The 25,588-nt window shown below is 72.6% G+C and carries 21 protein-coding genes; 9 read left to right on the top strand and 12 right to left on the bottom strand.

Features of this window, described 5'->3' with window-relative positions:
* Positions 1-5 precede the first annotated feature (5 nt).
* The 4 genes from ACN268_RS03710 to ACN268_RS03695 are packed head-to-tail and all read left to right on the top strand — an operon-like array spanning position 6 to position 2,380.
* Positions 6-1,487, top strand: coding sequence for a glutamate--cysteine ligase (locus tag ACN268_RS03710; protein ID WP_421481729.1), 1,482 nt, complete (start codon positions 6-8; stop codon positions 1,485-1,487).
* Between the two features lie 31 nt (positions 1,488-1,518).
* A complete protein-coding gene (locus ACN268_RS03705) occupies positions 1,519-1,998 on the top strand; it encodes a DUF2975 domain-containing protein (protein ID WP_421481728.1) in 480 nt (159 codons plus the stop codon).
* A complete protein-coding gene (locus ACN268_RS03700) occupies positions 1,998-2,219 on the top strand; it encodes a helix-turn-helix domain-containing protein (protein ID WP_363654372.1) in 222 nt (73 codons plus the stop codon). Before ACN268_RS03705 ends, ACN268_RS03700 begins: the two co-directional genes overlap by 1 nt.
* Positions 2,216-2,380 (top strand): hypothetical protein, encoded by a 165-nt coding sequence (locus ACN268_RS03695; protein WP_421481727.1) that lies wholly within the window; start codon positions 2,216-2,218, stop codon positions 2,378-2,380. The genes ACN268_RS03700 and ACN268_RS03695 overlap by 4 nt, the downstream gene beginning before the upstream one ends.
* Before the next feature lie 42 nt (positions 2,381-2,422).
* Here the strand turns inward: ACN268_RS03695 and ACN268_RS03690 are convergent, their stop codons facing one another.
* Positions 2,423-2,977, bottom strand: coding sequence for a TetR/AcrR family transcriptional regulator (locus ACN268_RS03690; RefSeq protein ID WP_421481726.1), 555 nt, complete (start codon positions 2,975-2,977; stop codon positions 2,423-2,425).
* 65 nt (positions 2,978-3,042) lie between these two features.
* Here ACN268_RS03690 and ACN268_RS03685 point away from each other — a divergent pair, with 65 nt between their 5' ends.
* The gene (locus tag ACN268_RS03685) at positions 3,043-3,534 is read left to right on the top strand and encodes an FBP domain-containing protein (protein ID WP_421481725.1); all 492 of its coding nucleotides are present in this window, start codon (positions 3,043-3,045) and stop codon (positions 3,532-3,534) included.
* A gap of 76 nt (positions 3,535-3,610) precedes the next feature.
* Here the strand turns inward: ACN268_RS03685 and ACN268_RS03680 are convergent, their stop codons facing one another.
* The 4 genes from ACN268_RS03680 to ACN268_RS03665 all read right to left on the bottom strand — a co-directional run bounded on the left by ACN268_RS03680 (position 3,611) and on the right by ACN268_RS03665 (position 8,173).
* Complete coding sequence (locus ACN268_RS03680) at positions 3,611-5,158, bottom strand: pentapeptide repeat-containing protein (protein ID WP_421481724.1); 1,548 nt, start codon at positions 5,156-5,158, stop codon at positions 3,611-3,613.
* Between the two features lie 139 nt (positions 5,159-5,297).
* A complete protein-coding gene (locus tag ACN268_RS03675) occupies positions 5,298-5,924 on the bottom strand; it encodes a response regulator (protein WP_421481723.1) in 627 nt (208 codons plus the stop codon).
* Complete coding sequence (locus ACN268_RS03670; RefSeq protein WP_421481722.1) at positions 5,921-7,189, bottom strand: sensor histidine kinase; 1,269 nt, start codon at positions 7,187-7,189, stop codon at positions 5,921-5,923. The genes ACN268_RS03675 and ACN268_RS03670 overlap by 4 nt, the downstream gene beginning before the upstream one ends.
* A gap of 54 nt (positions 7,190-7,243) precedes the next feature.
* Positions 7,244-8,173, bottom strand: coding sequence for a hypothetical protein (locus tag ACN268_RS03665; RefSeq protein ID WP_421481720.1), 930 nt, complete (start codon positions 8,171-8,173; stop codon positions 7,244-7,246).
* A gap of 365 nt (positions 8,174-8,538) precedes the next feature.
* Here ACN268_RS03665 and ACN268_RS03660 point away from each other — a divergent pair, with 365 nt between their 5' ends.
* The gene (locus ACN268_RS03660) at positions 8,539-10,191 is read left to right on the top strand and encodes a cellulose-binding domain-containing protein (protein WP_421481719.1); all 1,653 of its coding nucleotides are present in this window, start codon (positions 8,539-8,541) and stop codon (positions 10,189-10,191) included.
* Here the strand turns inward: ACN268_RS03660 and ACN268_RS03655 are convergent.
* Positions 10,181-11,443, bottom strand: a complete 1,263-nt coding sequence (locus tag ACN268_RS03655) for a helix-turn-helix domain-containing protein (protein ID WP_421481717.1) — start codon at positions 11,441-11,443, stop codon at positions 10,181-10,183. The two genes, ACN268_RS03660 and ACN268_RS03655, sit on opposite strands and share 11 nt — an antisense overlap.
* Positions 11,433-11,600, bottom strand: a complete 168-nt coding sequence (locus tag ACN268_RS03650) for a hypothetical protein (protein ID WP_421481716.1) — start codon at positions 11,598-11,600, stop codon at positions 11,433-11,435. The genes ACN268_RS03655 and ACN268_RS03650 overlap by 11 nt, the downstream gene beginning before the upstream one ends.
* A 213-nt stretch (positions 11,601-11,813) precedes the next feature.
* Between ACN268_RS03650 and ACN268_RS03645 the strand changes: the two genes are divergently transcribed.
* Positions 11,814-13,175: a hypothetical protein gene (locus tag ACN268_RS03645; RefSeq protein WP_421481715.1), complete on the top strand. Its 1,362-nt coding sequence runs from the start codon at positions 11,814-11,816 to the stop codon at positions 13,173-13,175.
* 44 nt (positions 13,176-13,219) lie between these two features.
* A complete protein-coding gene (locus ACN268_RS03640; RefSeq protein ID WP_421481713.1) occupies positions 13,220-13,702 on the top strand; it encodes an NUDIX domain-containing protein in 483 nt (160 codons plus the stop codon).
* A 347-nt stretch (positions 13,703-14,049) separates the two neighbouring features.
* On the opposite strand, the gene treZ is transcribed toward ACN268_RS03640, so the two are convergent.
* From treZ to glgX, 3 genes are read right to left on the bottom strand one after another with little or no spacing between them, the layout of a single operon-like run.
* Positions 14,050-15,783, bottom strand: a complete 1,734-nt coding sequence (gene treZ, locus ACN268_RS03635) for a malto-oligosyltrehalose trehalohydrolase (RefSeq protein WP_421481712.1) — start codon at positions 15,781-15,783, stop codon at positions 14,050-14,052.
* A complete protein-coding gene (gene treY, locus ACN268_RS03630; RefSeq protein ID WP_421481711.1) occupies positions 15,780-18,122 on the bottom strand; it encodes a malto-oligosyltrehalose synthase in 2,343 nt (780 codons plus the stop codon). The genes treZ and treY overlap by 4 nt, the downstream gene beginning before the upstream one ends.
* A 1-nt stretch (position 18,123) precedes the next feature.
* Positions 18,124-20,244 (bottom strand): glycogen debranching protein GlgX, encoded by a 2,121-nt coding sequence (gene glgX / locus ACN268_RS03625; RefSeq protein WP_421481710.1) that lies wholly within the window; start codon positions 20,242-20,244, stop codon positions 18,124-18,126.
* 324 nt (positions 20,245-20,568) lie between these two features.
* Here glgX and ACN268_RS03620 point away from each other — a divergent pair, with 324 nt between their 5' ends.
* Entirely contained in the window at positions 20,569-21,975 is a 1,407-nt protein-coding gene (locus tag ACN268_RS03620; RefSeq protein ID WP_421486798.1) for a glycosyltransferase family 4 protein, read from the top strand.
* Between the two features lie 67 nt (positions 21,976-22,042).
* Here ACN268_RS03620 and ACN268_RS03615 read toward each other — a convergent pair whose 3' ends face one another.
* Both ACN268_RS03615 and ACN268_RS03610 read right to left on the bottom strand, forming a co-directional pair.
* Positions 22,043-23,326, bottom strand: coding sequence for a citrate synthase (locus ACN268_RS03615; RefSeq protein WP_421481709.1), 1,284 nt, complete (start codon positions 23,324-23,326; stop codon positions 22,043-22,045).
* A 215-nt stretch (positions 23,327-23,541) separates the two neighbouring features.
* A complete protein-coding gene (locus tag ACN268_RS03610; protein WP_421486797.1) occupies positions 23,542-25,575 on the bottom strand; it encodes a sulfatase-like hydrolase/transferase in 2,034 nt (677 codons plus the stop codon).
* Positions 25,576-25,588 lie beyond the last annotated feature (13 nt).

The following is a 25,588-nucleotide window of genomic DNA, read 5'->3' as shown; positions in this document are numbered from 1 at the left end:
TGGCCATGGGCGAGGAAGTCGGAGCGCGCACGTTCAGTCGGGAGGACCGGGCCCGCTACCGGGAGAAGGTCCGCCGGTGTCTGGACGTCTTCGCCGAGATGCTGCGTGAGTCCCGGTTCGACGTGGAGCGGCCGATGACCGGTCTGGAGATCGAGCTGAACCTGGTCGACGACGACTCCCGGCCGACGATGCGCAACGCCGACGTGCTCGCCGCCGTCGCCGATCCCAGTTTCCAGACCGAGCTGGGCCAGTTCAACGTGGAGATCAACGTCGCGCCCCGGCGGCTCGTCGGCACCGGCACGGCCGAGTTCGAGTCCCACGTACGGGCCAGTCTGAACGCCGCGGAGGAGAAGGCCCGCACGGTCGACGCCCACATGGTGATGATCGGGATCCTGCCCACCCTGGAGCCGGGGCACCTGACCGCCGGGGCGCTGTCGGCGAACCCGCGCTACGCGCTGCTCAACGAGCAGATCTTCGCCGCCCGGGGCGAGGACCTGCGGATCGCGATCAGCGGGGTGGAGCGGCTGGCGACCACGGCCGACACCATCACCCCGGAGGCGGCCTGCACCAGCACCCAGTTCCACCTCCAGGTCAGCCCGGCCGACTTCGCCGGCTACTGGAACGCCGCCCAGGCGATCGCCGGGGTCCAGGTGGCGTTGGGCGCGAACTCGCCGTTGTTCTTCGGCCGGGAGCTGTGGCGCGAGACCCGGGTGCCGCTGTTCCAGCAGGCCACCGACACCCGCTCCGAGGAGATCAAGGCCCAGGGGGTACGCCCACGGGTCTGGTTCGGGGAACGGTGGATCACCAGCGTGTTCGACCTGTTCGAGGAGAACGTGCGCTACTTCCCGGCTCTGCTGCCGGTGTGCGACCCGGAGGATCCGGCGCAGACGCTCGCCGCCGGTGGCGTGCCCCGGCTGGCCGAGCTGCGGTTGCACAACGGCACCATCTACCGCTGGAACCGCCCGGTGTACGACGTGTGGAAGGGCCGCCCGCACCTGCGGGTGGAGAACCGGGTGCTGCCGGCCGGGCCGACGGTGGTGGACACGATCGCCAACGGCGCGTTCTATTTCGGGCTGGTCCGGGCGCTGGCCGAGTCCGACCGGCCACTGTGGTCGCAGATGTCGTTCAGCGCAGCGGAGGAGAACTTCACCAGCGGCGCCCGGCACGGCATCGACGCACAGATGTACTGGCCGGGGCTGGGCTACCTGCCGGCGACGGAGCTGGTGCTGCGCCGGTTGCTGCCGTTGGCCCACCAGGGGTTGGACCGGTGGGGGGTGGACCCGGCCGAACGTGACCGGCTGCTGGGCATCATCGAGCAGCGCTGCCTGACCGGGCGCAACGGCGCGAGCTGGCAGGTGGCGACGTTGCACCGGCTGGAGTCGGCCGACCATCTCGACCGGCCGGAGGCGTTGCGCGAGGTGGTCCGCCAGTACGTCGAGCTGATGCACAGCAACCTACCGGTCCACGAGTGGCCGGTAACCGATTGACTTTCGATAGGTTGCGAGCGATAGTCGATACATGACGACGGCACGCTGGGCGGTCACCGCCCTCAGAGTCTTTCTCGTGGTCCTGTTCGCGGTGCTGGTGCTGTTCCAGACCATGTCGCTGCCCGGCCAGTTCGCCCACCTCGCCCGGGAGTCGCCCGAGCAGGCCTACCTGCGCTGGCCGGCCACCGCCGTGACGGTGTTCTGGGTGCTCTGCGTCCAGGTGGTGATCGTCGCCACCTGGCGGCTGCTCACCCTGGTCCGCGACGACCGGATCTTCAGCGAACCCGCGCTGGTCTGGGTGGACGCCATCGTCTGGGCGATCGCCGCCGGCTGGCTGACCCTGGTGGGCGTGTTCCTCTACGTCGGGTTCCACGCCGACGACCCCGGCCTGCCGATGCTGCTGTTCCTGCTGTCCGTCGGGGCGACCGTGCTCGGACTGCTGATGGTGGTGATGCGGGCGCTGCTGCGCCAGGCCACCACGCTGCGCTCCGACATGGAAGCGGTGATCTGATGCCCATCGTCGTACGCATCGACGTCGAGCTGGCCAAACGCAAGATGAGTGTCGGTGAGTTCGCCGAGCGGGTCGGGCTGACCCCGGCGAACGTGGCCGTACTGAAGAACGGCCGGGCCAAGGCGGTGCGGTTCAGCACCCTGGAGGCGATCTGCCGGGTGCTCGAGTGCCAGCCGGGCGACCTGCTCGAATTCGTCGACGACGGGGAGCCGACGCCGTGAGGTACCTGCTCGCCCTCGCCGCCGCCGCGCTCCTGGCCGCCGGGGTGGCCGGCGTCGTGCTCGGCGAGTCCGACGACTCCCCCGGGCTCCAGTTCCTGGGCGGACTGCTGGTCATCGGCGCGGTCGCCATCGGCGTCCGGGTCGCCCGCCGCCCACGCTGACGCCACCACGCCCGACCCGGGCGGGCGTGGTGGCGACGGCGGTCAGGGCGTCGGCCAGTGGCGCAGCAGGGCGTCGAGGGCGTCGAGGACCCGGGGCCAGGTCTGCCCGGTGTCGGGGGCGCTGTGGTCGAAGCTGCCGCCCAGTTCGAGGTTGACGTAGCCGTTGAAGACGCTGCCGAGCAGCCGGACCGCGTGGGTCTGGTCGGGTTCGGGCAGGTCGTAGCCGCGCAGGATGGCCCGGGTCAGCTCGGCGTGCCGGCCTCCGGCGCTGGCGGCGGCGGTGGCCGGGTCGAGCCTGAGCTGGGCGGCGGCCCACCGGCCCGGGTGCGCTCGGGCGTAGTCGCGGTAGACGCCGCCGAGGGCGGCCAGCGCGTCCCGGCCGGCCCGCCCGGCGAGCGCGTCGGCGGCCCGGACGGCCAGCTCGTCGAGGGCGAGCAGGGCGATCCGGGTGCGCAGGTCCCCGGAGTTGCGCACGTGCGCGTAGAGGCTCGCGACCTGCACGTCGAAGCGGCGGGCGAGCGCGGAGAGGGTCACCCGGTCGAAGCCGACCTCGTCGGCCAGCTCCGCGCCGGCCCGGGTGAGACGCTCGGTGGTCAAGCCCGCACGTGCCATAACTCATTATGGGTTTGCCTAAAGGTTTTAGGCAAATTACCGTTGCCGTCATGGAACCACTGACCGAGCAGGAGATCCGGTCCGCGTTCGTCAACTGCACCAAGGGCGAGAGCAGGCGGCTGTACGTCCCCCGCGACCTGGCCGAGCGCCCCTGGCCCGAGCTGGACTACCTCGGCTGGCGCGACCCCCGCGCCCCCGACCGCGCCTACCTGGTCACCGAGGTGGACGGCCGGCGGACCGCCCTGGTGCTGCGCTGCCCCACCCCGACCACCAGGCAGCCACCGCGCGGCCTGTGCGCCATCTGCCTGACCTCACCCGCCGGTGGCGTCAGCCTCATGGTCGCGCCGAGGGCCGGCAAAGCGGGACAGCAGGGCAACTCGGTCGGCACCTACCTCTGCACCGACCTCGCCTGCCCGCTCTACGTACGCGGACGCAAGGACCCCGGCCCCGGCGCCCGGATGCAGGAGTCGCTCACCACGGCCGAGAAGGTCCAGCGGCTGACGACGAACGTCGCCGCGTTCGTCGCCCGGGTGACCGGCTGACCGGCTGACCCGACCGTCCGGGGCGGCGGGACCGCGCGACACCGTCTCCGGTGCGCACCGGGCCGCGCGGCGACGCTCACCCTGCGGGTGACACCGCCCCGTCGAGCACCGTCCCGGCCCGCCCCGCCAGCTCGCCGAGGACCTCGCGCACGCCGCGCCGACCGTCGAGGCGCGCCCCGGCGAAGCTGACCGGACCGTGGAACGACGCCCGCCCGTCGCCGCCGCCGAGCTGGAAGACCGCCCCGGTGAATACGCTCCCCGCGAACCCGGTGTCGCCGTGGAACTGGACGCCGGTGAAATCGGCGTGGCCGACGTGGCAACCGCCGAGGTCGAGGTCGACCAGGGTGGCCCCGCAGAGCATGAGGTCCATCCCCGGCCAGTGCGGCGGCCCGCCCGGGGCGTCCGTCGACGGACGCAGCCGCGCCGCGAGCAGCCGCTGGGCGGTGCGCCGCAGCTCCAGTTCGGCGGCCCGCCCGTCGGTGCGGACGTCGGCCAGGTCGAACGACAGCGGCATCCGCAGGTAGCCGCAGACCGTGTCCACTACCCGCTGCCGCAGCTCCGGCCGGGCGTCGCCGAGGTCGGCGAGGACCGCCAGCCCGGCCCGGCGCACGTCCGGGTCGGCGTCGGCGAGCTGGCCCGCGTACGGCCGGACGGAGTCGTCGGGCACCAGCTGCGCCCCGTCCGGCCCGGCCGGTGCCGGCGTCCAGCCCAGCGGCCAGCACACCGGGCCGTCGTCGGCAGTGGCGGCCCAGGTCGCGCCGCCGAGGTCCACGGTGGGCTGGTCGAGGTGGACCGGACCGGCGAACCGGGCCAGCCGGAACGACGCGGCGGCGGCGAACCGCGCCTTGAAGAACCAGGCCGGACCGGCGAACCGGGCCTGCCGGAACGACACCGGCCCGACGAACCGGGCACCGTCGCCGCCCTCGCTCCACTCCTGATAGTCGCCCATCAACACGGCGACCGGCCAGTGCGGGTCGTCCTCGTTCGGCTCGTCCCAGGGGGCGGGCGAGGTCTCCTCGATGGTCTCCCAGGCCGGGTCGTCCTCCCACAGCTCGTCCTCGCCCCGGCCGAACCAGGCGAACGCGGCGAACCGGGCCCCGGTGAAGTCGGCGTCGGCACGGAACCGGGCCCGACCGAAGGTGGCATCGTCGAGGAACCGGGCCCGGGTGAACCGGGCCGGACCGTGCCAGACGGTACGGGCGAAGTCGGCGACACCGGTGAACCGGACGTCGACGAACGAGGTGGCCCCGAGGAACCTGGCGTCGGCGAACCGGGCCGCGCCCAGCACCGCGCCTGCGAGGTCGAGATCCACCAGGGTGGCCGCCCGCAGGTCCAGATCGACGGCGGGCGGTGGTTCCGGGTCGACGTCCGGGTCCGTCGACCCGGCCGGGGCCTGCGCCGCCGGGCGCAGCAGCGTGGCCAGCACCCGGCCCGCCTCCCGCCGGGCGTCGGCGTCCCACCCGTCGGCCGCCACCGGCGCCCGCAGCCCGTCGGCGAGCGCCGCGACCGCCCGGGGCCGCAGCCCGGGACGCCCGGCCACCAGCTCACCGAGGCCACGCAGGGCGGCGATCCGGCCCGCGCCCGTCTCCTGCGCCACCGCGCGGACGGCTCCCTGAAACGCCACCGGGTCCGACTCCCCGACCGTCACCCCGACCTCCCCACCCGAGCCCGCCGGGGACGCCCCGGCGTCGCGCAGGATAGCCGGGCCGACCGACACCGGCCCCGGGCGGGCGGCGCGGTCGACCATCACGGGTGTGCGCCGGTCAGCCGCCCCGGGCGAACAGCGCCAGGCGCACCCGGTTCGGGCTGTCCGTCTTGGTCATCAGGCTGGTGATGTGGGTCTTGACCGTGGTCACGCCGATGTGCAGCCGGTCGGCGATCTCGGTGTTCGACAGCCCCTCGGCCACCAGGGTGAGCACGTCCTGTTCGCGGGCGGTCAGCCCGGCCACCGGCCGGGACGGCTCGGCGCGGGCGTGCACCGCCCGTCGGACCAGCCGCTGCAGCACCTCCTCGCTGAACGGGCTGCCCCCGGCGGCGGCCCGGCGCACCCCGTCGACCAGGTCGCCGGGCGGGGCGTCCTTGAGCAGGAACCCGCAGGCCCCGGCGGTGAGCGCGGGATAGAGGTGCTCGTCGTCGCCGAAGGTGGTCAACACCAGCACCCGCGTCGCCGGCCGGTCGGCGAGGATGCGGCCGGTCGCGGTGATCCCGTCGACGCCGGGCATCCGCAGGTCCATCACCACCACGTCGGGGACGAGCCGGGCGGCCAGGGTCACCGCGTCGCGGCCGTTGTCGGCCTCGCCGACCACCTCGATGTCCGGCTGCGCGTCACACAGCATGCGCAGGCCCGCGCGGATGAGGTGCTGGTCGTCGACCAGCAGCACCCGGATCACGACCGCCGCGCCGGGTACGGGCCGCCCGAACCGGGCGGCGGGGTGGTCGTCCCGCGCGGGGGTGGGCCGGCGGCCGGGGACGGGCCGGCGTCGGTCGACGCCACGGCGGGCAGCACCGTGCGGACCCGCCACCCGGTGCCGAAGGGGCCGGCGTCCAGCCGCCCGCCGAGCACCTCGACCCGTTCCCGCATGCCGGTGAGACCGTGTCCCCCACCGGGCGGCACCGCCGTCGGCGCCCAGCCCCGCCCGTCGTCGGCCACCTCCCAGTGCACGGCGTCGTCGACCACCGACACGGTCAGCCGCGCCCGCGCGGACGTTCCGGCGTGCTTCACCACGTTGGTCAGCGCCTCCTGGGTCAACCGCAGCACCGCCAGTCCGCGTACCGCGTCGAGGGTGCCCACCGCCGGGGCGACGTCCGCCTCCACCGTCACCCCGGTCTGCCGGGCCCGGTCGACCGCCGCCCCGAGCGCGGCCGGCAGCGCCGACGGCTCGATCGCGGTCAACGTCGCGTCGCCGTGCGCCACCTCGGGATCCCGCAGCACCGCGACCAGCCCACGCAGGTCCGCCAGCGCCGCCGTCCCGGTGGCGTGCACGTCGTCGAAGACGGCACCCACCCGGGGGTCGAGGTCGGTGAGGACGTGCCGGGCCACGCCGACGCGCAGCACCATCGAGGCCACGTGGTGGGCCACCACGTCGTGCAGCTCCCGGGCGATGGCGCTGCGTTCGTCGGCGCGCGCCGCCCGCTGCTCCGACTCGCGGTGCAGGTGCTCGGCCCGGTCCCGTTCGTCGGCCTGCCGGCCGAGTTCCCGGTTGGTCCGCACCACGGTGCCGATCAGCAGCGGCAGGCCGACGTCCACCAGCAGCCCGAACACCGTGCCGGCGACCCCCCGGCCGGTGTGCCCGGACGGGTCGAACGCCGCGACCACGGTCAATCCCACGGCCGCCCACCAGCCGGTACGGGGACGTCGGGACCGCATGGTCAGTTCGAGCAGCGCCCAACTCGCCCCGACCTGGTTGATCGTGGTGTCGTCGAGGACGACGATCGCCGTGGCCAGGAGCGCCGTCTGCGCCGTCAGGTTGAGCAGCGGCCGGCGGTGGGCCAGCAGCGCGACGGCGAAGGCGGCCACCGCGAGCGCCCACTGCCGGCCCGTCGGCGGCTGACCGGTCTTGCTGCCGAAGAGGAGGTAGCACAGGCCGCTGAGGTCGAGCAGGACCATCCGTACCAGGGTGTCCCGCGTGTCGAACAGCCGTCCCAGCCAGGCCACGCCGATCAGCCTACGGAACGGGGGCCGGCGCCGGGCCCGCCGGGTGGGTGGTGGTCACGCGGCCAGCGCCAGTTCCGGGCGACGCCGGGACGCCACCACCGCCGCCACGGCGAGCGCGGTCGCGGCCAGCAGGGCGGCCAGCGCGGCCAGCGTGGTCAGGTCCGGCCGCAGCAGCGGCTGCCCGCGCAGCGCCTGCCAGGTCAACAGCAGCGTGAGTACGCCGTACCCGGTGCCCGCGACGGCCAGCAGCCGGACCCGGTCCCGCTCGTCGAGCCACCGGCCCAGGTAGCGGCGCAGCAGGAAGGCCAGGATCGGCAGCGCCTGCAGGGCGTGCAGCCCGACGAAGTGCCCGATCCGCAGGTCACCCCCGGTGGTGCTCCAGCCGAGGATCGGCAGCCCCGGCCCGCCGTCGGGCACCCCGACGCTGTGTGCCCCGCTGATCCCGGCGTCGGCCGGTGCCTGGCCGGGCTGGGTCATCGGCACCGCCACCAGCATGCCCAGCGCGGACACGCCGAGTCCGAACCCCATCGCCCACCGGGTGGCCCGGTCCCCGGCCCGCCGCACCAGCAGGGTGACGGCGACGACGACGTGCGCGACGAACAGCACCATGACGGCCGCGCCCATCACCTGCCAGAGCGCGGCGTTGAACGGGCTGGTCTCGTTGTAGTGGCTGGTCGTGCCGCGCAGCACCTGTCCGACGATCACCACCATCTCGATCAGGGCGGTGGCCACCACCGCGCCGGCCGCCCACTCCGCGGCCCGGCTGCGGCGGGGCAGTTGGGCCAGCATCCAGGCGAGGGTGGCCGCGTAGAGCACGAACGACACCGAGAACTTGAACGGCTTGAGCCAGATCGGCGCGCCGGTGAGCATCCGTGGATCGGCGAGCGTGCCGACGGCGGTGACCACGGCGAGCACCGCCATCGCGGCGGTGAGCAGAACCAGGGGGCGGTGCCGTCGGGCCGCCCGGGACATCAGGTCAGTCATGCCTGTAGACGTTCGTCGGCGGGTGGCCCGACCGCGTCCGACCGGGGGCCCCGGTCGTGGCCGCCGGTCGGAGGCCGCCTCCTCCCCAGGGTGGAGGCGGACCGCCGCCCGATTGACGGCATCGAGAACGGTCAGTACCGTGGCAAGAAAGCGCTTACCTGCTCGTACTGACTGGTCAGCGCGTCGGGTACGGCCCCGGTCGTCCCGCCGGCACCACCTCGCGTCCGACGATCCGGGCTGATCCGGCGCGAGCGATCCCTGACGGGACGGGCCTGTAGGGCGGGCCCGCCCGCCCCGCCCCCGCCGGGCACCGGTGTCGCCGATCCTGCGCGCGGGCCCCCTCACCACATCCACAGGAGAGAACCATGATCCTTCGCCAGCGCCGTACGGCGTGGTGGATCTCCGCGGTCGCCGCGACGGCGCTCACCACCGCCGGCGCGGTGGTCACCGCGAACGCGGCCCAGGCCGCCGCCGGCTGCCGGGTCGACTACACGGTGGCCAGCCAGTGGTCCGGCGGCTTCACCGCGAGCGTCACCCTCACCAACCTCGGTGACCCGATCAGCTCCTGGGCGGCCACCTGGTCGTTCACCGCCGGGCAACGCGTCGACCAGGGCTGGAACGCCACGTTCAGCCAGAGCGGCGACACCGTCAGCGCGGCGAACGCCGACTACAACGGCACCGTCGGCACCAACGGCACGGTCACGTTCGGCTTCAACGGCACCTGGACCGGCAGCAACCCGACCCCGACGGGTTTCGCGGTCAACGGGGTGGCCTGCGGCGGCACCACCCCCACCACCGCACCCCCGACGACGCCGCCGCCCACCACGCCGCCCCCGACCACCGCACCCCCGACCACCCCGCCGCCCACCACGCCCCCGCCGACCACCCCGCCCCCCACGACCCCACCGCCACCCACCACGCCCCCGCCGAGCGGCAGCACCCTGTACGTGGCGACCAACGGCAGCGCCGGCGCGGCCGGCACCCAGGCGAACCCGACCACCCTCGCCGCCGCCATCATCCGCGTCCCCGCCGGTGGGACGATCTACGTGCGGGCCGGGACCTACCAGCTCGCGCAGACCGTCACCGTCGAACCGGGCAACAACGGCACCGCCAGCGCCCGCAAGAAGCTGTTCGCCTACCCGGGCGAGAAGCCGGTGCTGAACTTCTCGGCGATGAGCGAGGACCCGGCCAACCGGGGGCTCGCCCTCAACGGGTCGTACTGGCACGTCCAGGGCCTGATCGTGGAGCGGGCGGGCGACAACGGGATCTTCGTCGGCGGCAGCAACAACATCATCGAACGGACGGTGACCCGGTTCAACCGGGACAGCGGCCTCCAGCTCTCCCGGATCGCCTCCAGCACCCCCCGCGACCAGTGGCCGTCGAACAACCTGGTGCTCAGCGCCGAGTCGCACGACAACGCCGACTCCGACGGTGAGGACGCCGACGGCTTCGCCGCGAAACTCACCGTCGGCACCGGCAACATCTTCCGGTACGCGGTGTCCCACAACAACATCGACGACGGCTGGGACCTCTACACCAAGACCGACACCGGCCCGATCGGCCCGGTGACCATCGAGGACTCCCTGGCCTACAACAACGGGACGCTCAGCAACGGCACCCAGAACGGCAACGGTGACCGCAACGGCTACAAGCTCGGCGGCGAGGACATCGGGGTCAACCACATCGTGCGGCGCAACATCGCCTTCCGCAACGGCAAGCACGGCTTCACCTACAACCGCAACCTCGGCTCGATGACCGTCTCGAACAACCTCGGCATCGACAACACCGAGCGCAACTTCTCGTTCGACGGCGGCAGCTCGGTGTTCCGGAACAACACCTCGTGCCGCAGCGGCAGCGGGTCCAACGACAAGATCGTCGGCAACAGCGACAGCTCCAACCAGTTCTGGACCGGCAGCAACGGCTCGCGCTGCGCGTCGTACACCGGGGCCATCGGGTGGTCCTTCGCCTCCGACGGACGGCTCGTGGTGACCCTCGGCGGCCGGCAGGTCACCCTGTAACCGCCGGTTCCCGCAGGGTGGCCCGGCCGGTCGGACCGGCCGGGCCACCTCCGCAGGCAGCCCCGGTCACCGGGTGGTGAGGCCGACCAGCGTGGCCAGTCGCGCGACGCCGGCCGCCGTCGGCCGCCCCCCGGGCCAGCTCGGCGATCACCGTACGGGCCATCGGCCGGCACCGCACCTCGCCCGGCGCGATGCCGTCTGCCTCGGTCAGCACCCGACCGGCCCCGAACAGGTCGCCGACCTGGAGGTACGCCCGCGCGGCATCGACCAGGTAGGCAGCGCGGTATTCGGCCGGCAGGAGCCGCCAACCCTCCCGACGGACCATCTGCTCGTGCCGGTGGACCGCCTCGCCGGCATCGCCCACCTCGATCGCCGCCACCACCCGGGCCAACTCGACGGCGACCGGCCCGAAATCACCGTGGTGCAGGTCGCCGCCGGCCCCGACCCGGGTGGCGATACCGGCAGCCAGGTCGATCAACTCGTCGGCCCGACGGGGGTCACCGTGCTCGGCGGCGGCCAGGGCGGCCTGGAGCAGCAACGTTCCGCAGAGGGCCTGCCGCCCGGGCGGGGCGTCGCGTACCGGCCTCGGGGCGACGCGGCGCGCGGCGGCCACCGTCACCGCGAGCGCCAACCGCCCACGGCCCAGCGCGCGCAGCGCCTGCCCCACCGCCACCGCCGCCGTTCCCGCCAGTGCCGGATCGGCACCGGCCACGGCCACCGCCCGGTCGGCGGCCAACCACCCGAGGTCGGCCGCACCGAGCTTCACCAGCACCGCCGAGGTGAGCCGGTACGTCCGCACCAGCAGTTCCGCCGCCCCCTCGGGCGCTGTCGCGTGCCGGCTGCGGGCGGCGTCGAGCAACCCCGGCAGCGCCCGCACCACCTGCGCGTAGTGTGCGTGCTGGTAGGTCATCCAGGCGTGTGCGACGTGCCGCTCCAGTTCTGCCGCCGACACCGCCCCCGCCGTGAGGTCGTAGCGGGCGAGGGCGGCGCGCAGCCCGTCCACCCCGTCCAGTTCGTCGGTCCGGCCCGACGACGGCAGCCGGGTGCCGAGCAGCAGCGCCGGATCGACCCGCAGCACCTCGGCGATCTCCTGGATCACCGAGTACCGGTCCAGTGTGCGGACCCCGCGTTCGACCTTGTCCACCCAACTCTTCGACTTGCCGAGCCGGTCGGCCAAGACCTGCTGGCTCATCCGACGGCGCACCCGCCAGCGCGCCACCCGCCGCCCGACCGGAAGGTCGTCACCGTTCACGCCGCCACCGCCGATCCGGCACGGCGCGGGTCGTGTCCGCCACGGGTATCCGCTCCGCCTCGGCCTGCGCGAGAATGCGCCGCTTGGCAGCCTCGTGCTCAGCAGCCTCGATCTGCTCTCCCCGACTCACGACCGGATCGCTCCCCTGCTCCCGCATGCCCACCTCCGTCGATAGCGCCGGCTTCTCTGATGGGCTTCAGCGAAGTCGATCGCTGGTCGACGGACCAGATGACGAGTCTTGTGCGCGATTGCGCTGCCCGTACCTCGGGTTGTGCGGGCTTGCGTGGCTCCCTGCCGCGGCAACTCCCCCTCTAAGCTCGTAGCTTTAGGTAGCCAGTTGATCCCCGGGAGTAAATGAATGGTGCGGTCGGTGACCAATAAGGCCCTGGACACGCTGCTGTCCGCTGCTGGCTACGGCGGCGCTCATGCAGCATTCGCCCGGCAGGTCAACCATGCGGGCCGAGCTCAGGGCAGTTGGCGTTACGACGCGGCCAGCGTCTACTGGTGGCTTCGTGGACGTCGGCCGGCTGAGCATGTGCAGTTGGCCATGGCAGAGACGATCGCGCGGAGACTCGGCCGCCCCGTCAACATCACGGAACTCGGGTTCGTCGGCACCGACCTTGGGGACGCAACCTACCCTCCGACTATCCGCGATGCCATCGAGGCTGCCGGAGGGTTGTGGACGTTACTCGCCCAACGGATCAGCTCACCGACCGAAAACCAATTCCACAGCGGAGCAGCCCTACAGGCCGCGCTCGCCTGGCGATACGACCTTCCCGACACCAGGGTGACCCGCCAAGGGGAGCCGTCGCTCACGGTTGCTGACATTCAACCGCTGCACCTCCTCGCTGAGCATTTCGCCGACCTCGACCGACGCCACGGTGGAGGCTCCCCATACACCCGCGCGCTCATGGCCGATCTCCTCGCCCGACAGGTACTTCCTATGCTGAACGGGGCGTACGCGGATACTGTCGGACGCGACCTCATGCGTGCCAGTGCAACGCTCTGCGGTCAACTCGCCTTCATGTCCTACGACGCGGGTGAACACGGCGTCGCCCAACACCACGTCACCATCGCCCTACGGCTTGCCAGAGCCGCAGGTGACCGCCTTTACGGCGCGCATCTCCTCGCAAACCTCGCCACTCAGGCCATCTACCTCGGGCACACCCGAGACGCCACCCGACTCGCCGAGGCAGCCCTCGACGGGGCGGGACGCGCCCCCGCAGCAATCCGCGCCAGGCTTTACGCCACAGCCGCCAGCGCGTACGGCCGCTCTGGGGATAGGAGGGCCTGTCGAACAGCGCTGGTAAAGGCAGAGCAGGCTGTCGATCGAATGTGTAAGGAGGATCGGCCCCACTGGGTCAGTTACTTCAGCCCGGCCCACCTCGCTGGCACTGCCCTGAAGTGTCTCAGTGATCTACGTCTGCACCGGCAGGCGCTGCGGCACGCGTCCGACGCGATCACCCTCGCCAGCCCGAATGCCCGAACGCGCGTCTTACACAGCACCCTGATCGCACTGGCCCATGCTCAGGCCGGAGACATCGACGCTGCCTGCAACTGGGGCCGGGAGACAGCACGACACGCGCCGCAGGTCTGCTCCGCCCGGGTGACGCAGCGCGTCCAGGAACTAACCGCCGCGTTAAGCCCTCACCGAGCGGCAGCCGACGTCCACGACCTACTCCGCACACTCGCACCAACGCCGCAGTCGCACCCGCACTCGGGCCCCCGCTGAGGTAAAGCAAGCTCACCTCGACGCCTCCGGCTAACGTCACACAGGTGACGTGGACGGAGCCCAGCACCTGGTACGCGAAACTCCCCGCTTTCCATGCCGCCACGGCTGCCTTTATCACCGACGCGGTGGGCGACGTCCTCCTGGTCAAGCCCACCTACCGCGATCACTGGGCCTTCCCGGGTGGCTACGTGGAACAGGATGAGTATCCGCACCAGGCATGCGCCCGCGAAGCCCGAGAGGAACTCGGCATCACGGTGGAGGTGGGAGAGCTGTTGGTCGTAGATTGGGCATCGCCCGCCGGGCAACGGCCGCGTGCCCTCGTCCACTTCACCTTCGACGGCGGGACCATCACCCGGCACCGCGGTTTCACCCTGCCGGAGCAGGAGATCGAGAGTGCCGGCTTCTTCGCACCTGATGACGCCACACAACGCCTACCCGACAACGTCGCTCCACGGGTGAGAGCCGCTATTCGCGCGCGCACTCGTCGCATCCCGATCTATCTGGCCGACGGCGTAACCGCCTCGTAGGCGTACTGCCCGCCCAGAGTTTCTGGAGGCTCCTGAGCGGCCCGCCTATGCGGCGGTGCCCCGGGTGCCTGCGCGCGGACGGATACGAGGTCGGGCCCGGGGAGTACATGTTTGCACTCGGGCTTATGACACACAGGCATAAACATGACGGACAGGAATATCCCTCACCCACACTACCGTCCGCCGCACCAGTGACCCAGCGTGACGGTCGGTCGCGGGACAGGCACCGTCCCGCTCCCCGCCGAAGCGGCCGCGGCAGCGACCCATCGCGAGGCCGGCTCAGGCACCGGACGCCAGGCCGAACACCACGCGCGCCCCACTCGGGACCGGGCCGCACGCCGGCGCGGTCAGAGCGCCACGATCGCCGCCGTCTCCGCCGGCAACTCCACCCGGTCGCGCATCACGGTGACGCCCTCCCCGGTGGTGAGCAGCACCCGACGGGCCACCCCGGGCAGGGTGACCCGCTGCGGCCGGCCGGCGAGGTTCGCCACCACCAGGCACCCGCCCCGGCGGATCACCAGGAACTGGTCGCCGTGGCGTACCTCCATCCGGTGCAGCCGGGGGTCGGACAGGTCGGCCCGGCTCTTGCGCAGCGCGATCAGCCGCCGGTAGAACTCGTACATCTCGCGGTGTTCGGGCTTGTCCAGCTCGGCCCAGTCGAGCCGGGACCGGAGGAAGGTCTGCGGGTCCTGCGGGTCGGGCACGTCACCGGGCGGCCAGCCGTGCGCGGCGAACTCGCGCCGCCGGCCGGTGGCGACCGCCGCCGCCAGCTCCGGCTCCGGGTGGCTGGTGAAGAACTGCCACGGGGTGCTGGCCGCCCACTCCTCCCCCATGAACAGCATCGGGGTGAACGGCGCGGTCAGCAGCAGCATCGCCCCGACCCGCAGCAGCGCGGGCGACAACCCGGCGGAGATCCGGTCGCCGGTGGCGCGGTTGCCGACCTGGTCGTGGTTCTGCAGGTACGCCACGAACCGGTGCCCGGGGACGGTGTGCCGGTCCACCGGGCGGCCGTGGGTGCGGTTGCGGAAGCTGGACCAGGTGCCGGCGTGGAAGAACGCCCCGGTCAGCACGTCGGTCAGGCACTCCAGCGAACCGAAGTCGCCGTAGTAGCCCTGCCGTTCCCCGGTGAGCAGGGTGTGCAGGGCGTGGTGGGCGTCGTCGTTCCACTGCGCGTGCAGGCCGTAGCCGCCCGCCTCCCGGGCGGTGATCAGCCGGGGGTCGTTGAGGTCGGACTCGGCGATCAGCGACAACGGCCGGCCCAGGTGGGTGGCAAGCGACTCCACCTCGACCGCCAGCTGCTCCAGCACGTGGGTGGCCCGGGAGTCGGGCATCGCGTGCACGGCGTCGAGCCGCAGGCCGTCGACGTGGTAGTCGCGCAGCCACATCAGCACCGAGTCGATGATGTAGCGGCGTACCCCGTCGGAGTGCGGGCCGTCAAGGTTGACCGTGCGGCCCCACGGGTTGCTCTGCTCGCTCAGATAGGGCGCGAAGCTCGGCGCGTAGGCCCCGGAGGGCCCGAAATGGTTGTAGACGACGTCGAGGATCACCCCCAGGCCCTTGGCGTGGGCGGCGTCGACCAGCCGTTTCAGCCCGTCCGGCCCGCCGTAGGGTTCGTGCGGGGCGAACCAGCAGACCCCGTCGTAGCCCCAGTTGTGCTCGCCGTTGAAGGCGTTGACCGGAAGCAGCTCGATCAGGTCGACACCGAGGTCGACCAGGTGGTCGAGGCGGGCGATCGCCGCGTCGAAGGTGCCCTCCGGGGTGAACGTGCCGACGTGCAGCTCGTAGAGGATGCTGCCGGGCAGTTGCCGGCCCGTCCAGCCCTGGTCGGTCCAGGTGAAGGCGGCGTGGTCGTAGCGCCGGCTCGGCCCGTGCACCCCGGCGGGCTGCCACGCCGAGCGCGGGTCGGGCAGCGGGGTGTCCTCGTCGTCGAGCAGGAACGCGTAGTCGGTGCCGGGGCCGGCGTCGGGCACCTCGACCCGCCACCACCCGTTCGGCCCGGCCCGCATGTCGTGGTCGGCGACGCCGGGCAGGCGCAGCCGGAGCCGGGCGACGTCGGGCGCCCAGACGGTGAACTCGGTCATGCGGCAGCCTCCACGGGGTCGGTGGGAGCCAGCAGGGCGGTGGGCGCGAGCAGAGCCACCGGATAGGTCTTCAGCAGATCATGAAGGAGCAGCTCAGACCCACTGTAGACCTGTCCGGTGAACACGTCGGTAACACTGTTGCCGGGCAACGACAGGCGGGTGTCGCGCCAGCCGCCGGCGCGGGCCAGCCCCACCGGCAGCCGGGTGGCCACCGCGATCGCACCACCCCGGTCGAAGGCGACCACGTGCGCGGCGGCGGGCCCGTGCGCGGCCACCGGCCGGTAACCGGCGAACAGCTCCGGGTGGTCGCGGCACAGCCGCAGCGTGCGGGAGACCACCAGCAGCTTGGCCGCGCCGTCGGCGGCCACCGCCGGCTGCCAACCGGCATCGATCCGGGCCAGCAGCTCCCGGCGTACGGCGAAGTCGACCGGGCGGCGGTTGTCCGGGTCGACCAGGGAGTTCTCCCACAACTCGGTGCCCTGGTAGGTGTCAGGCACCCCGGGCATGGCGAGCTGCACCAGCTTCTGCCCGAGCGCGTTGGACCAGCCGGCCGGGGTGATCCCGTCGACGAACCCGGTGATCTCGGCGTGCAACTGCGGGTCGTCGTACATCCGGTCGACCAGGGCGTGCAGGTCGCGTTCGAAGGTCGGGTCGGGGTCGGCCCAGCTCGTCGACACCGACGCCTCCCGGGCCGCCTTCTCCACGTACGCGTGCAGCCGCTCCCGGTCGATCGGCCAGGCGCCCACGGCGGTCTGCCACACCAAGTGGGCGAACGCCGGGTCGGACAGCGGCGCACGGGCCGTCCAGTCGCCGACCTGCTCCGCCCAGCGGGCCGGCAGCTCGGCGAGCACGGCGAGCCGGGCCCGGACGTCCTCACCGCGCTTGGTGTCGTGGGTCGACAGCGTGGTCATGCTGGCCGGCCACCGGACCTGCCGGGCGGCGGCGAACCGGTGGAACTCCGCCGGCGGCACCCCGAAGTGGGCCGGTGAGCCACCGACCTCGTTCAGCGCGACGAACCGGCTCCACCGGTAGTAGGCGGTGTCCTCCACCCCCTTGGCCATCACCGCGCCGGTGAGCTGCGGGAACCGGGCGGCCAGCTCGTGCTCGGGACGCCGCAGCAGGGCGGTCACCGCGTCGAGGGTGGCGGTGAGGTCGGGCCGGCGACGACCCGCCTCGGCGCGGGCGGCGGCCAGGTGCCGGGCCCCGTGCGGCGGGTAACCCCGGTAGACCGGGAAGCAGGCGGCCAACTCCGCCAGGGCCGCCCGGGTGGCGTCCCGGTCGAGCTCGGGGGCGAGGGCGGCGAGCCGGCCCAGCTCGGCGGCGAGCAGCCGGGTGGCCGCTTCCAGCTTGGTGGCGTGGGTGAGGTCCTGCCACGAGGTGTGCCGGCCGGTGAGCCGGGCGTCGAGGGCGGTGAAGTCGCCCTCGGCGCGCCCGTCGACGAACAGCCCGCAGACCGCGGCCAGCGCGTCGTAGCCGGTGGTGCCGTCGACCGGCCAGTCCGGCAGCTCCTCGCCGTACTCCAGGATCTTCTCCACCACCAGCCAGGCGTGCGGGGCGGCGGCGCGCAGCCGGGCCAGGTAGCCGGCCGGGTCGCGCAGGCCGTCGGGGTGGTCGACCCGGATGCCGTCGACCTCGCCGGCGGCCACCCAGCGCAGCACCTCGGCGTGGGTGGCGTCGAAGACCGCCGGATCCTCCACCCGCAGCCCGGCCAGGTCGGACACGGCGAAGAACCGGCGGTACGTCAGCTCGGTGTCGCCACGCCGCCAGGAGACCAGCTCGTAGTGCTGCCGGTCGTGCACCTCGCGGGGGCTGCCGTCGGCGGTGCCGTCGGCGACCGGGAACCGGTGCTCGTGGTAGCGCAGCTCCCCGTCGACCAGCTTGAGGTCGTCGACGGCGTCGGGGCTGTCGGCGAGCACCGGCAGCAGCAGCCGGCCCCGCTCCCAGTCGATGTCGAACCAGTCGGCGTACGCCGACGCCCGGCCCCGGCGCAACACGTCCCACCAGGCCGGGTTGGCCGCCGGTTGGGCGACCCCGGCGTGGTTGGGCACGATGTCGACGACGAGGCCGAGCCCGGCCGCCCGCAACGCCCGGACCAGCCGCTGCCGGCCGGCCTCCCCGCCCAGTTCGGGGTTGGCCGCGCGGTGGTCGACCACGTCGTAGCCGTGCGCGGAGCCGGGGGCGGCGGTGAGCAGCGGCGCGGTGTAGAGGTGGGTGACGCCCAGGTCGGCGAGCCAGTCGGCCAGCGCGGCGGTGGTGTCGAGGTCGAAGCCGGGTCGGACCTGGACGCGGTAGGTCGACCCGATCGTCGCCGTCGAGTCGGGTCGGGGCTGTGCGGGCATGTCAGACCGTCCTCTCCAGGACCACCAGGGAGCGGTCCGGCACGCAGACCGCGCCGCCCGCCTCGACCACCGTCGGCTTCTCCGGTTGCGGTTCCGCGGTGCTGATCACCAACTCCCAGCGCTGGCCGAACTCCTCGCCGGGCAGGGTGAAGTCCAGCGGCGCGTCGTGGGCGTTGAAGCAGAGCAGGAACGAGGAGTCGCGGTGCCGTTGACCGTACTGGCCGCGTTCGGGGATGCCGTCGCCGTTGACGAACAGGGCCACCGAGCGGCCGAAGTCGTTGCCCCAGTCCTCGCCGGTCATCTCCCGACCGTCGGGGGTGTACCAGGCCAGGTCGGGCAGCCCCGCCTCGGCGGTGCGGCCGGCCACCGGCAGGCCGGTGAAGAACCGGCGGCGGCGGAACACCTGGTGCCGGTTGCGGAAGTCGGTGAGCCGCCTGACGAAGTCGAGCAGCTCGTCGTCGGCGTGCTCCCAGTCCACCCAGGCCAGCTCGCTGTCCTGGCAGTAGGCGTTGTTGTTACCGCGTTGGGTGCGGCCCAGCTCGTCGCCGTGGCCGAGCATCGGCACGCCCTGGGAGAGCATCAGGGTGGCCAGGAAGTTGCGTCGTTGCCGGGCCCGCAGCGCGGTGACGCCGGGGTCGTCGGTCTCCCCCTCGACGCCGCAGTTCCACGACCGGTTGTGGCCCTCGCCGTCGCGGTTCTCCTCGCCGTTGGCCTCGTTGTGCTTGTCGTTGTACGAAACGAGGTCGTTGAGGGTGAACCCGTCGTGGCAGGTGACGAAGTTGATGCTGTGGAAGGGGCGGCGGCCGTCGTCCTGGTAGAGGTCGGCCGAACCGGAGATGCGGGAGGCGAACTCGGCCAGGGTGGCCGGCTCGCCGCGCCAGAAGTCGCGCACCGTGTCGCGGTACTTGCCGTTCCACTCCGTCCACAGGGGCGGGAAGTTGCCGACCTGGTAGCCGCCGGGGCCGACGTCCCACGGCTCGGCGATCAGCTTGACCTGGCTGACCACCGGGTCCTGCTGCACCACCTCGAAGAAGGTGGACAGCCGGTCGACCTCGTAGAACTCGCGGGCCAGGGTGGCGGCGAGGTCGAAGCGGAACCCGTCGACGTGCATCTCGGTCACCCAGTAGCGCAGCGAATCCATGATCAGTTGGAGGGAGTGCGGGCTGCGCACGTTGAGGCTGTTGCCGGTGCCGGTGTAGTCGACGAAGTAGCGACGGTCCTCTTCGGACAGCCGGTAGTAGCTGGGCGCGTCGACGCCCTTGAAGCTCAGCGTGGGGCCCAGGTGGTTGCCCTCGGCGGTGTGGTTGTAGACCACGTCGAGGATGACTTCGATGCCGGCGGCGTGCAGCGCCTTGACCATGCCCCGGAACTCCTGCACCTGCTGGCCGAGGCGGCCCAGCGCCGAGTAGCCGTGGTGCGGGGCGAAGAAGCCGATGCTGTTATAGCCCCAGTAGTTGCGCAGGCCCAGGTCGGCCAGCCGGTGGTCGTGCACGAACTCGTGCACCGGCATCAGCTCGATCGCGGTCACCCCGAGCTGCCGGAAGTAGTCGATCATCACCGGGGAGGCGATCGCCGCGTAGGTGCCGCGCAGCTCCTCCGGGATGCCGGGGTGACGCATGGTCAGCCCGCGCACGTGCGCCTCGTAGATCACCGAGTGGTGGTACGGGGTGCGCGGCGGCCGGTCGTTGCCCCAGTCGAAGTAGGGGTTCACCACCACCGACTTGGGCATGAACGGAGCCGAGTCGGTGGCCGACATCCGGTCCGGGTCACCGCCCAGCTCGTAGTCGTAGACCGCCGGGTCCCAGGCGACCTCCCCGTCGACCGCCTTGGCGTACGGGTCGAGCAGCAGCTTGTGCGGGTTGCAGCGCAGTCCCTCGGCCGGGTTCCACGGCCCGTGCACCCGGAAGCCGTAGCGCTGGCCGGGCTCGACGCCGGGGATGTAGGCGTGCCAGACGTAGGCGTCGACCTCGCGCAGCTCCACCCGGCGCTCGGTGCCGATGTCCCACTCGTCGAAGAGGCACAACTCGATCTTCTCGGCGACCTCCGAGAAGATCGCGAAGTTGGTGCCCATCCCGTCATAGGTGGCGCCCAGGGGGTAACGCTCACCCGGCCAGACCTGCATGTCGCTCCTTCGGCCCATGATCATGAGCACACCGGCCGGGTCGGCAGACCACCGGTGCGCACGCCGCTAATGCCCCGCGGCCGGTCCGGCCAACCCACCCGTTCGGACGACGCCCGACAACCGCCCGTCCGAGGGGTCACGCACCGTCGGGTGTCGTCCGTCACGATAGGCCCTTTCGAGATGCGCCGGGCCGCGTGATGCCCTTTGCTAGACGCGACGCGCCCGCGCGGGCACGTCGCCACTGGGCCCTCGGCCACCCCACCACCGCCCCCTCCCGCCGTCACCGTTGCCGGCGTGATCGCGTGCGCATGGACGGAGATTGATGTGACCACCCTGCGGGTCAGCGACCAGCTCGCGACCGCTGTGGACCGGACCTGCCGGCCCACCCCCACCTTCCGGCCCCAGCTTCCCCAGCAGGGCGGCGACTCCGGCGTGCCCCCGCGCACCCGACGCATCCTGATGCTGTCCTGGGAGTATCCGCCGGTGCTGGTGGGCGGGCTCGGCCGGCACGTGCACGCCCTGTCGGTGGCGCTGGCCGCCGCCGGGCACGAGGTCACCGTGGTCACCCGGCACACCGACGGCGCGCCGCTGGAGGAGTACGCCGACGGCGTGCGGATCGTCCGGGCCGCCGAGGACCCGGTGACCTTCCCGCTGGCCACCGAGTCGTTGCTGGCCTGGACGATGGCGTTCAACCACACCCTGACCCGGGCCGCCCTGCGGGCCACCGAGTCCGGCGCGTACGACGTGATCCACGCCCACGACTGGCTCGTCGCGCACACCGCCATGACGCTGCGCGCGCACCTGGACGTGCCGCTGGTCAGCACCATCCACGCCACCGAGGCCGGCCGGCACCAGGGCTGGCTGCCGGGCGAGATGAACCGCACCATCCACGGGGTGGAGCAGTGGCTGGCGGCCGAGTCCGGTCGGGTGATCGTCTGCTCCGGGTACATGCGCGACGAGGTCAACGCGCTGTTCGACGTGCCGATCGGCCGGGTCGACGTGGTGCCCAACGGGGTCGAGCCGCACCGGTGGAAGGTGCCCGCCTCGGCGGTCACCTCGGCCCGCGCCCGGTTCGCCGGGGACGGGCCGCTGGTCACCTTCGCCGGCCGGCTGGTCTACGAGAAGGGCGTCCAGCACCTGCTCGCCGGCCTGCCCCGGTTGCGCGAGCGGCACCCCGGCCTGCGCGCCGTGATCGTCGGCGACGGGCCGTACAAGGCCCAACTGGAGGCCGAGGTGCACCGGCTCGGGCTGGGCGACACGGTCGCCATGCCGGGCTTCCTCGGCGGCACCGACCTGCCGGCCGTGATGGCCGCCTCGGACTGCTTCGCGGTGCCCAGCATCTACGAGCCGTTCGGGATGGTCGCCCTGGAGGGGGCGGCGGCCGGCGCGCCGCTCGCGGTCGCCGAGACCGGCGGGCTGGCCGAGATCGTCGAGCCGGGGGTGACCGGGGTGACCTTCGCCCCGGAGGACCCGGCCGACCTCACCGAGGCCGTGCACGCGGTGCTGTCCGACCGGGAGCGGGCCCGGGTGCTCGCCCGCCGGGCCCGCGCCATGGTCCACGAGCAGTACGGCTGGTCGGCGATCGCCGCGCGCACGGCGACGGCGTACGCCTCGGCGATCGCCGGGGACGCCGCGTTCACCGCGCAGCGCGCCGAGCAGCGGATGGCCACCGGCCGGGTCACCGCCCCGATCCCGGCCGGCAATCTGCTCGTCGCCGCCGGCCTGCGCTGAGCCCGCAGCATCAACGACGAAGGCCGCCGACCCCCAGCGGGTTCGGCGGCCTTCGTCGTGACCGGGGTCAGCGCTGCGCGATCGCGGTGAACTCCCGCTCGGGCGCACCGGTGTAGATCTGCCGGGGGCGGCCGATCTTCGTCTCCGGGTCGCTGATCATCTCGCGCCACTGGGCGATCCAGCCGGGCAGCCGGCCGAGCGCGAACAGCACCGTGAACATCTTCGTGGGGAAGCCCATGGCCTTGTAGATCAGGCCGGTGTAGAAGTCCACGTTCGGGTAGAGCCGGCGGGACACGAAGAAGTCGTCGGCGAGCGCGATCTCCTCCAGCTGCATGGCCAGGTCCAGCAGCGGGTCCGGCTTGGCCATCCGGTTGAGCACGTCCTGGGCGGCCTTCTTGACGATGGCGGCCCGCGGGTCGTAGTTCTTGTAGACCCGGTGGCCGAAGCCCATCAGCTTCACGCCGTCCTGCTTGTCCTTGACCTTGCGGACGAAGGACGCGACGTCGCCGCCGTCGGCGTCGATCTTCTCCAGCATCTCCAGCACGGCCTGGTTCGCCCCGCCGTGCAGCGGGCCGAACAGGGCGTTCACCCCGGCCGAGACCGAGGCGAAGAGGTTGGCGTTGCTGGAGCCGACCAGCCGGACGGTGGAGGTCGAACAGTTCTGCTCGTGGTCGGCGTGCAGGACGAACAGCATGTCCAGCACCCGGGCCACCACCGGGTCGACCTCGTACGGCTCGGCGGGCACGCCGAAGGTCATCCGCAGGAAGTTGTCCACGTAGCCCAGCGAGTTGTCCGGGTACAGCAGCGGCTGACCGATGGACTTCTTGTAGGCGTACGAGGCGATGGTGGGGACCTTCGCCATCAGCCGGACCGTCGACATCTCCACGTGCTCGGAGTCGAACGGGTCCAGGCTGTCCTGGTAGAAGGTGGAGATGGCGCTGACCGCCGAGGAGAGCACGGCCATCGGGTGGGCGTCCCGGGGGAAGCCGTCGAAGAACCGGCGCATCTCCTCGTGCAGCAGGGAGTGTCGCCGGATCCGCTCGCTGAACTCGGCCAGCTGCTGCTGGGTCGGCAGCTCACCGTAGATGAGCAGGTACGAGACCTCCAGGAAGGAGGATTTCTCGGCCAGCTGGTCGATCGGGTAACCGCGGTACCTCAGGATGCCCGCGTCACCGTCGATGTAGGTGATCGCGGAAGAGCAGGAGGCGGTGTTCACGAAACCGGGGTCGTACGTTGTCATTCCGGTTTCCTTGAGCAACTTACCGACCCCGATGCCCGCAGGGCCCTCGACCGCGCCCTGCACCGGCATCGAAAGCTGCCCACCGGGGTGGTCGAGCTTCACTTCCGTCATGTGGTTCCTCGCTTCGCCGGCGAATCTTCGTTGAATTGCCTTCGCTTTTACCGTAATCGCGGTCGCGGGGATACCGCCCGCCGTGGTTCTGCGGTGAGGTATGCGTCACCCGTTTCCCGGCCCGGCGGCGCGGAAACCCGTGCCGGGGCGGGCGGGTCACCCGCGACCGGACACCGGGAACGGTGCGACATTAAGCGGCGAAGTCTGACAAAAGCCTAGGAAAGGGTCAACCGGCGCAGCGTGTCGCCGGGACCCACCCGGTAGATGTCCAACCGGTTCGCGCCGGCCCGGAACAGATGGTCGTCGGGGAGGAACGCGGCGAACCGCCGGCCCCCCTTGTCCTGCGGCACCACCGGGACGACGGCGCCGATCCGGCCGTTGACGGCGACGGCGAGCAGCGTGCCGTCCGGCACCTGCGGGGGCACGGAACCCCACACCAGGGCCGGTAGCTCCCCCGCCGCCGGATCGACGTGGTCGAACGCGCCCAGGTGCGCCACCGACGCGGTGCCACCCGACGGCTTCTCCCCCACCGTCGTGCCGACCAGCGGATGGGGGGCGGGCGGCACGGGCCGGGCGGGCACCCCGCCGGGAAGGACCACCCGCTCACCGGGCCGGTCGTAGAAGTACTTCTCGGTCCGTTCCCGGGGCGGCTGCTGCGCCGAGCGCCCGTCGAGCCGCCACGGGACCCGCACGTGCACCTCGTCGGCGATGGTGGGCAGCAGGTCCACGTGCTCCCAGTTGCGGTCGTCGACCCGGCCGGCGCGCTGGCCGGGCTGCTTGACGAACAGCGGCACCCAGGCCACCTCGCCGGGCGCGTGCGTGATCGCGTCCATCCCCCGGCCCTGCCAGTCCCGGGTGAAGCTCACCCCGTGGTCGGCGGTGAGCACGACCAGCGACCTGTCGTACAGGCCGGTGGCGCGCAGCGTACGCAGCGTCTCGCCGACCAGCCGGTCGGTGTACCGCAGTTGGGCCAGGTGCCGGGCCCGGGCCAGCTCCACCCAGCCGGCACCGTCGTTGGGCAGGTCGTCCGGCGCGTCGTAGCGCGCACCCGACGGCAGGTACGCCCACGGCGGGTGCGGCATCAGCAGGTGCAGGAAGTGCAGGGTCGGCCGGTCGGACGGGCGCAGCCCGGCCAGGAAACCGGTGAACCGCGCCGGCTGGTTGTCGTTCAGGCTGTCCCACCGGAACGTCGGGTCGGCCGGAACCGGCTCGGCGGCGTCCAGGCCCACCTCGGCGGCGGTCTGCTCCCGGTACGACTCCTGCGGGTCGATGCGGCTGTCCACCGGGGCGGCGATCCGGCCCAGCAGCGCGCCGCTCTCCCGTACCAGCACGCCGAGCCCCTGCTCGGGGGCGACCGGCTGGTCGCACCGGCTGGGCGGGCAGAGCCGGGTGATGCTCTCCTGGGCGCGGATGTCGTACAGGCCGCCGAGGGCGGTGAAGAGGTTGTCCGGGTACTGCGAGTAGTGCGGGGCGGACGGGTTCGACGGGTACCGTCCGGTCAGCATCGCCGGCAGCGCGTACGGCGTCCACCCGCTGACCCCGGTGGCGTTGCGGTACCAGGTCGACCCGCCGGCCAGCTCGGCGAAGTTCGGGTAGCGGGTCGCGTCGATCCGCCCGTCCGGGCCGAGCAGCGAGACCAGCGGCAACTCGTCCAGGACGATCATGACGACCGGCGGGTGGGAACCCGGCCCGGCCTCCCCGGCGACGCCCTCGTGCGCACGGGGCAGCACCACCGCCGAGGCCGGCGAGGCGAACAGGAACAACCCGACGAAGACCAGCGGTCCGAGGGCCGCCACCCGCAACACCCGGCCGAGCACCGACCAGCGCCGGTACGCCGCCGCCCCACCCGCCCCGACCAGCGCCGCCACCACCAGCAGCGGTACGCCCCGCAGCGGCGTCGCCTGCCGGCCCACCTGCACCGCCAACGCGGCCAGCAGCAGCCCGAGGACCACCGTGTGGACACCCGCCCGGACCCGGACGCCGGCCAGCCGGGTCGCCGCCCCGAGCAGCACCACCGCCGCACCGGGTACCAACGCGACCACCGCCACCAGCGTGAGGACGTCCCCGCTGGTGGCCCGGTGGAACAGGAAGAAGTCGGGGCTGCGCCCGAGCACGTCGAGCAGGGGCTGGGTGACCACCAGGCCGACCAGGGCCACCACCTCGTACGCCCGGCGCAGCTCCACCCGCCAGCCGGCCGGGCCGGGCGTGCGGTCCGGCACCGGCGGCGTGGTGGGCGTCGGCCGCCGCAGCGCGGTGCCCGTC

This window comes from Micromonospora sp. WMMD735, assembly GCF_049178995.1.
Classification (GTDB): Bacteria; Actinomycetota; Actinomycetes; order Mycobacteriales; family Micromonosporaceae; genus Micromonospora; species Micromonospora wenchangensis.
This window is presented reverse-complemented; position numbering and strand designations above follow the sequence as displayed.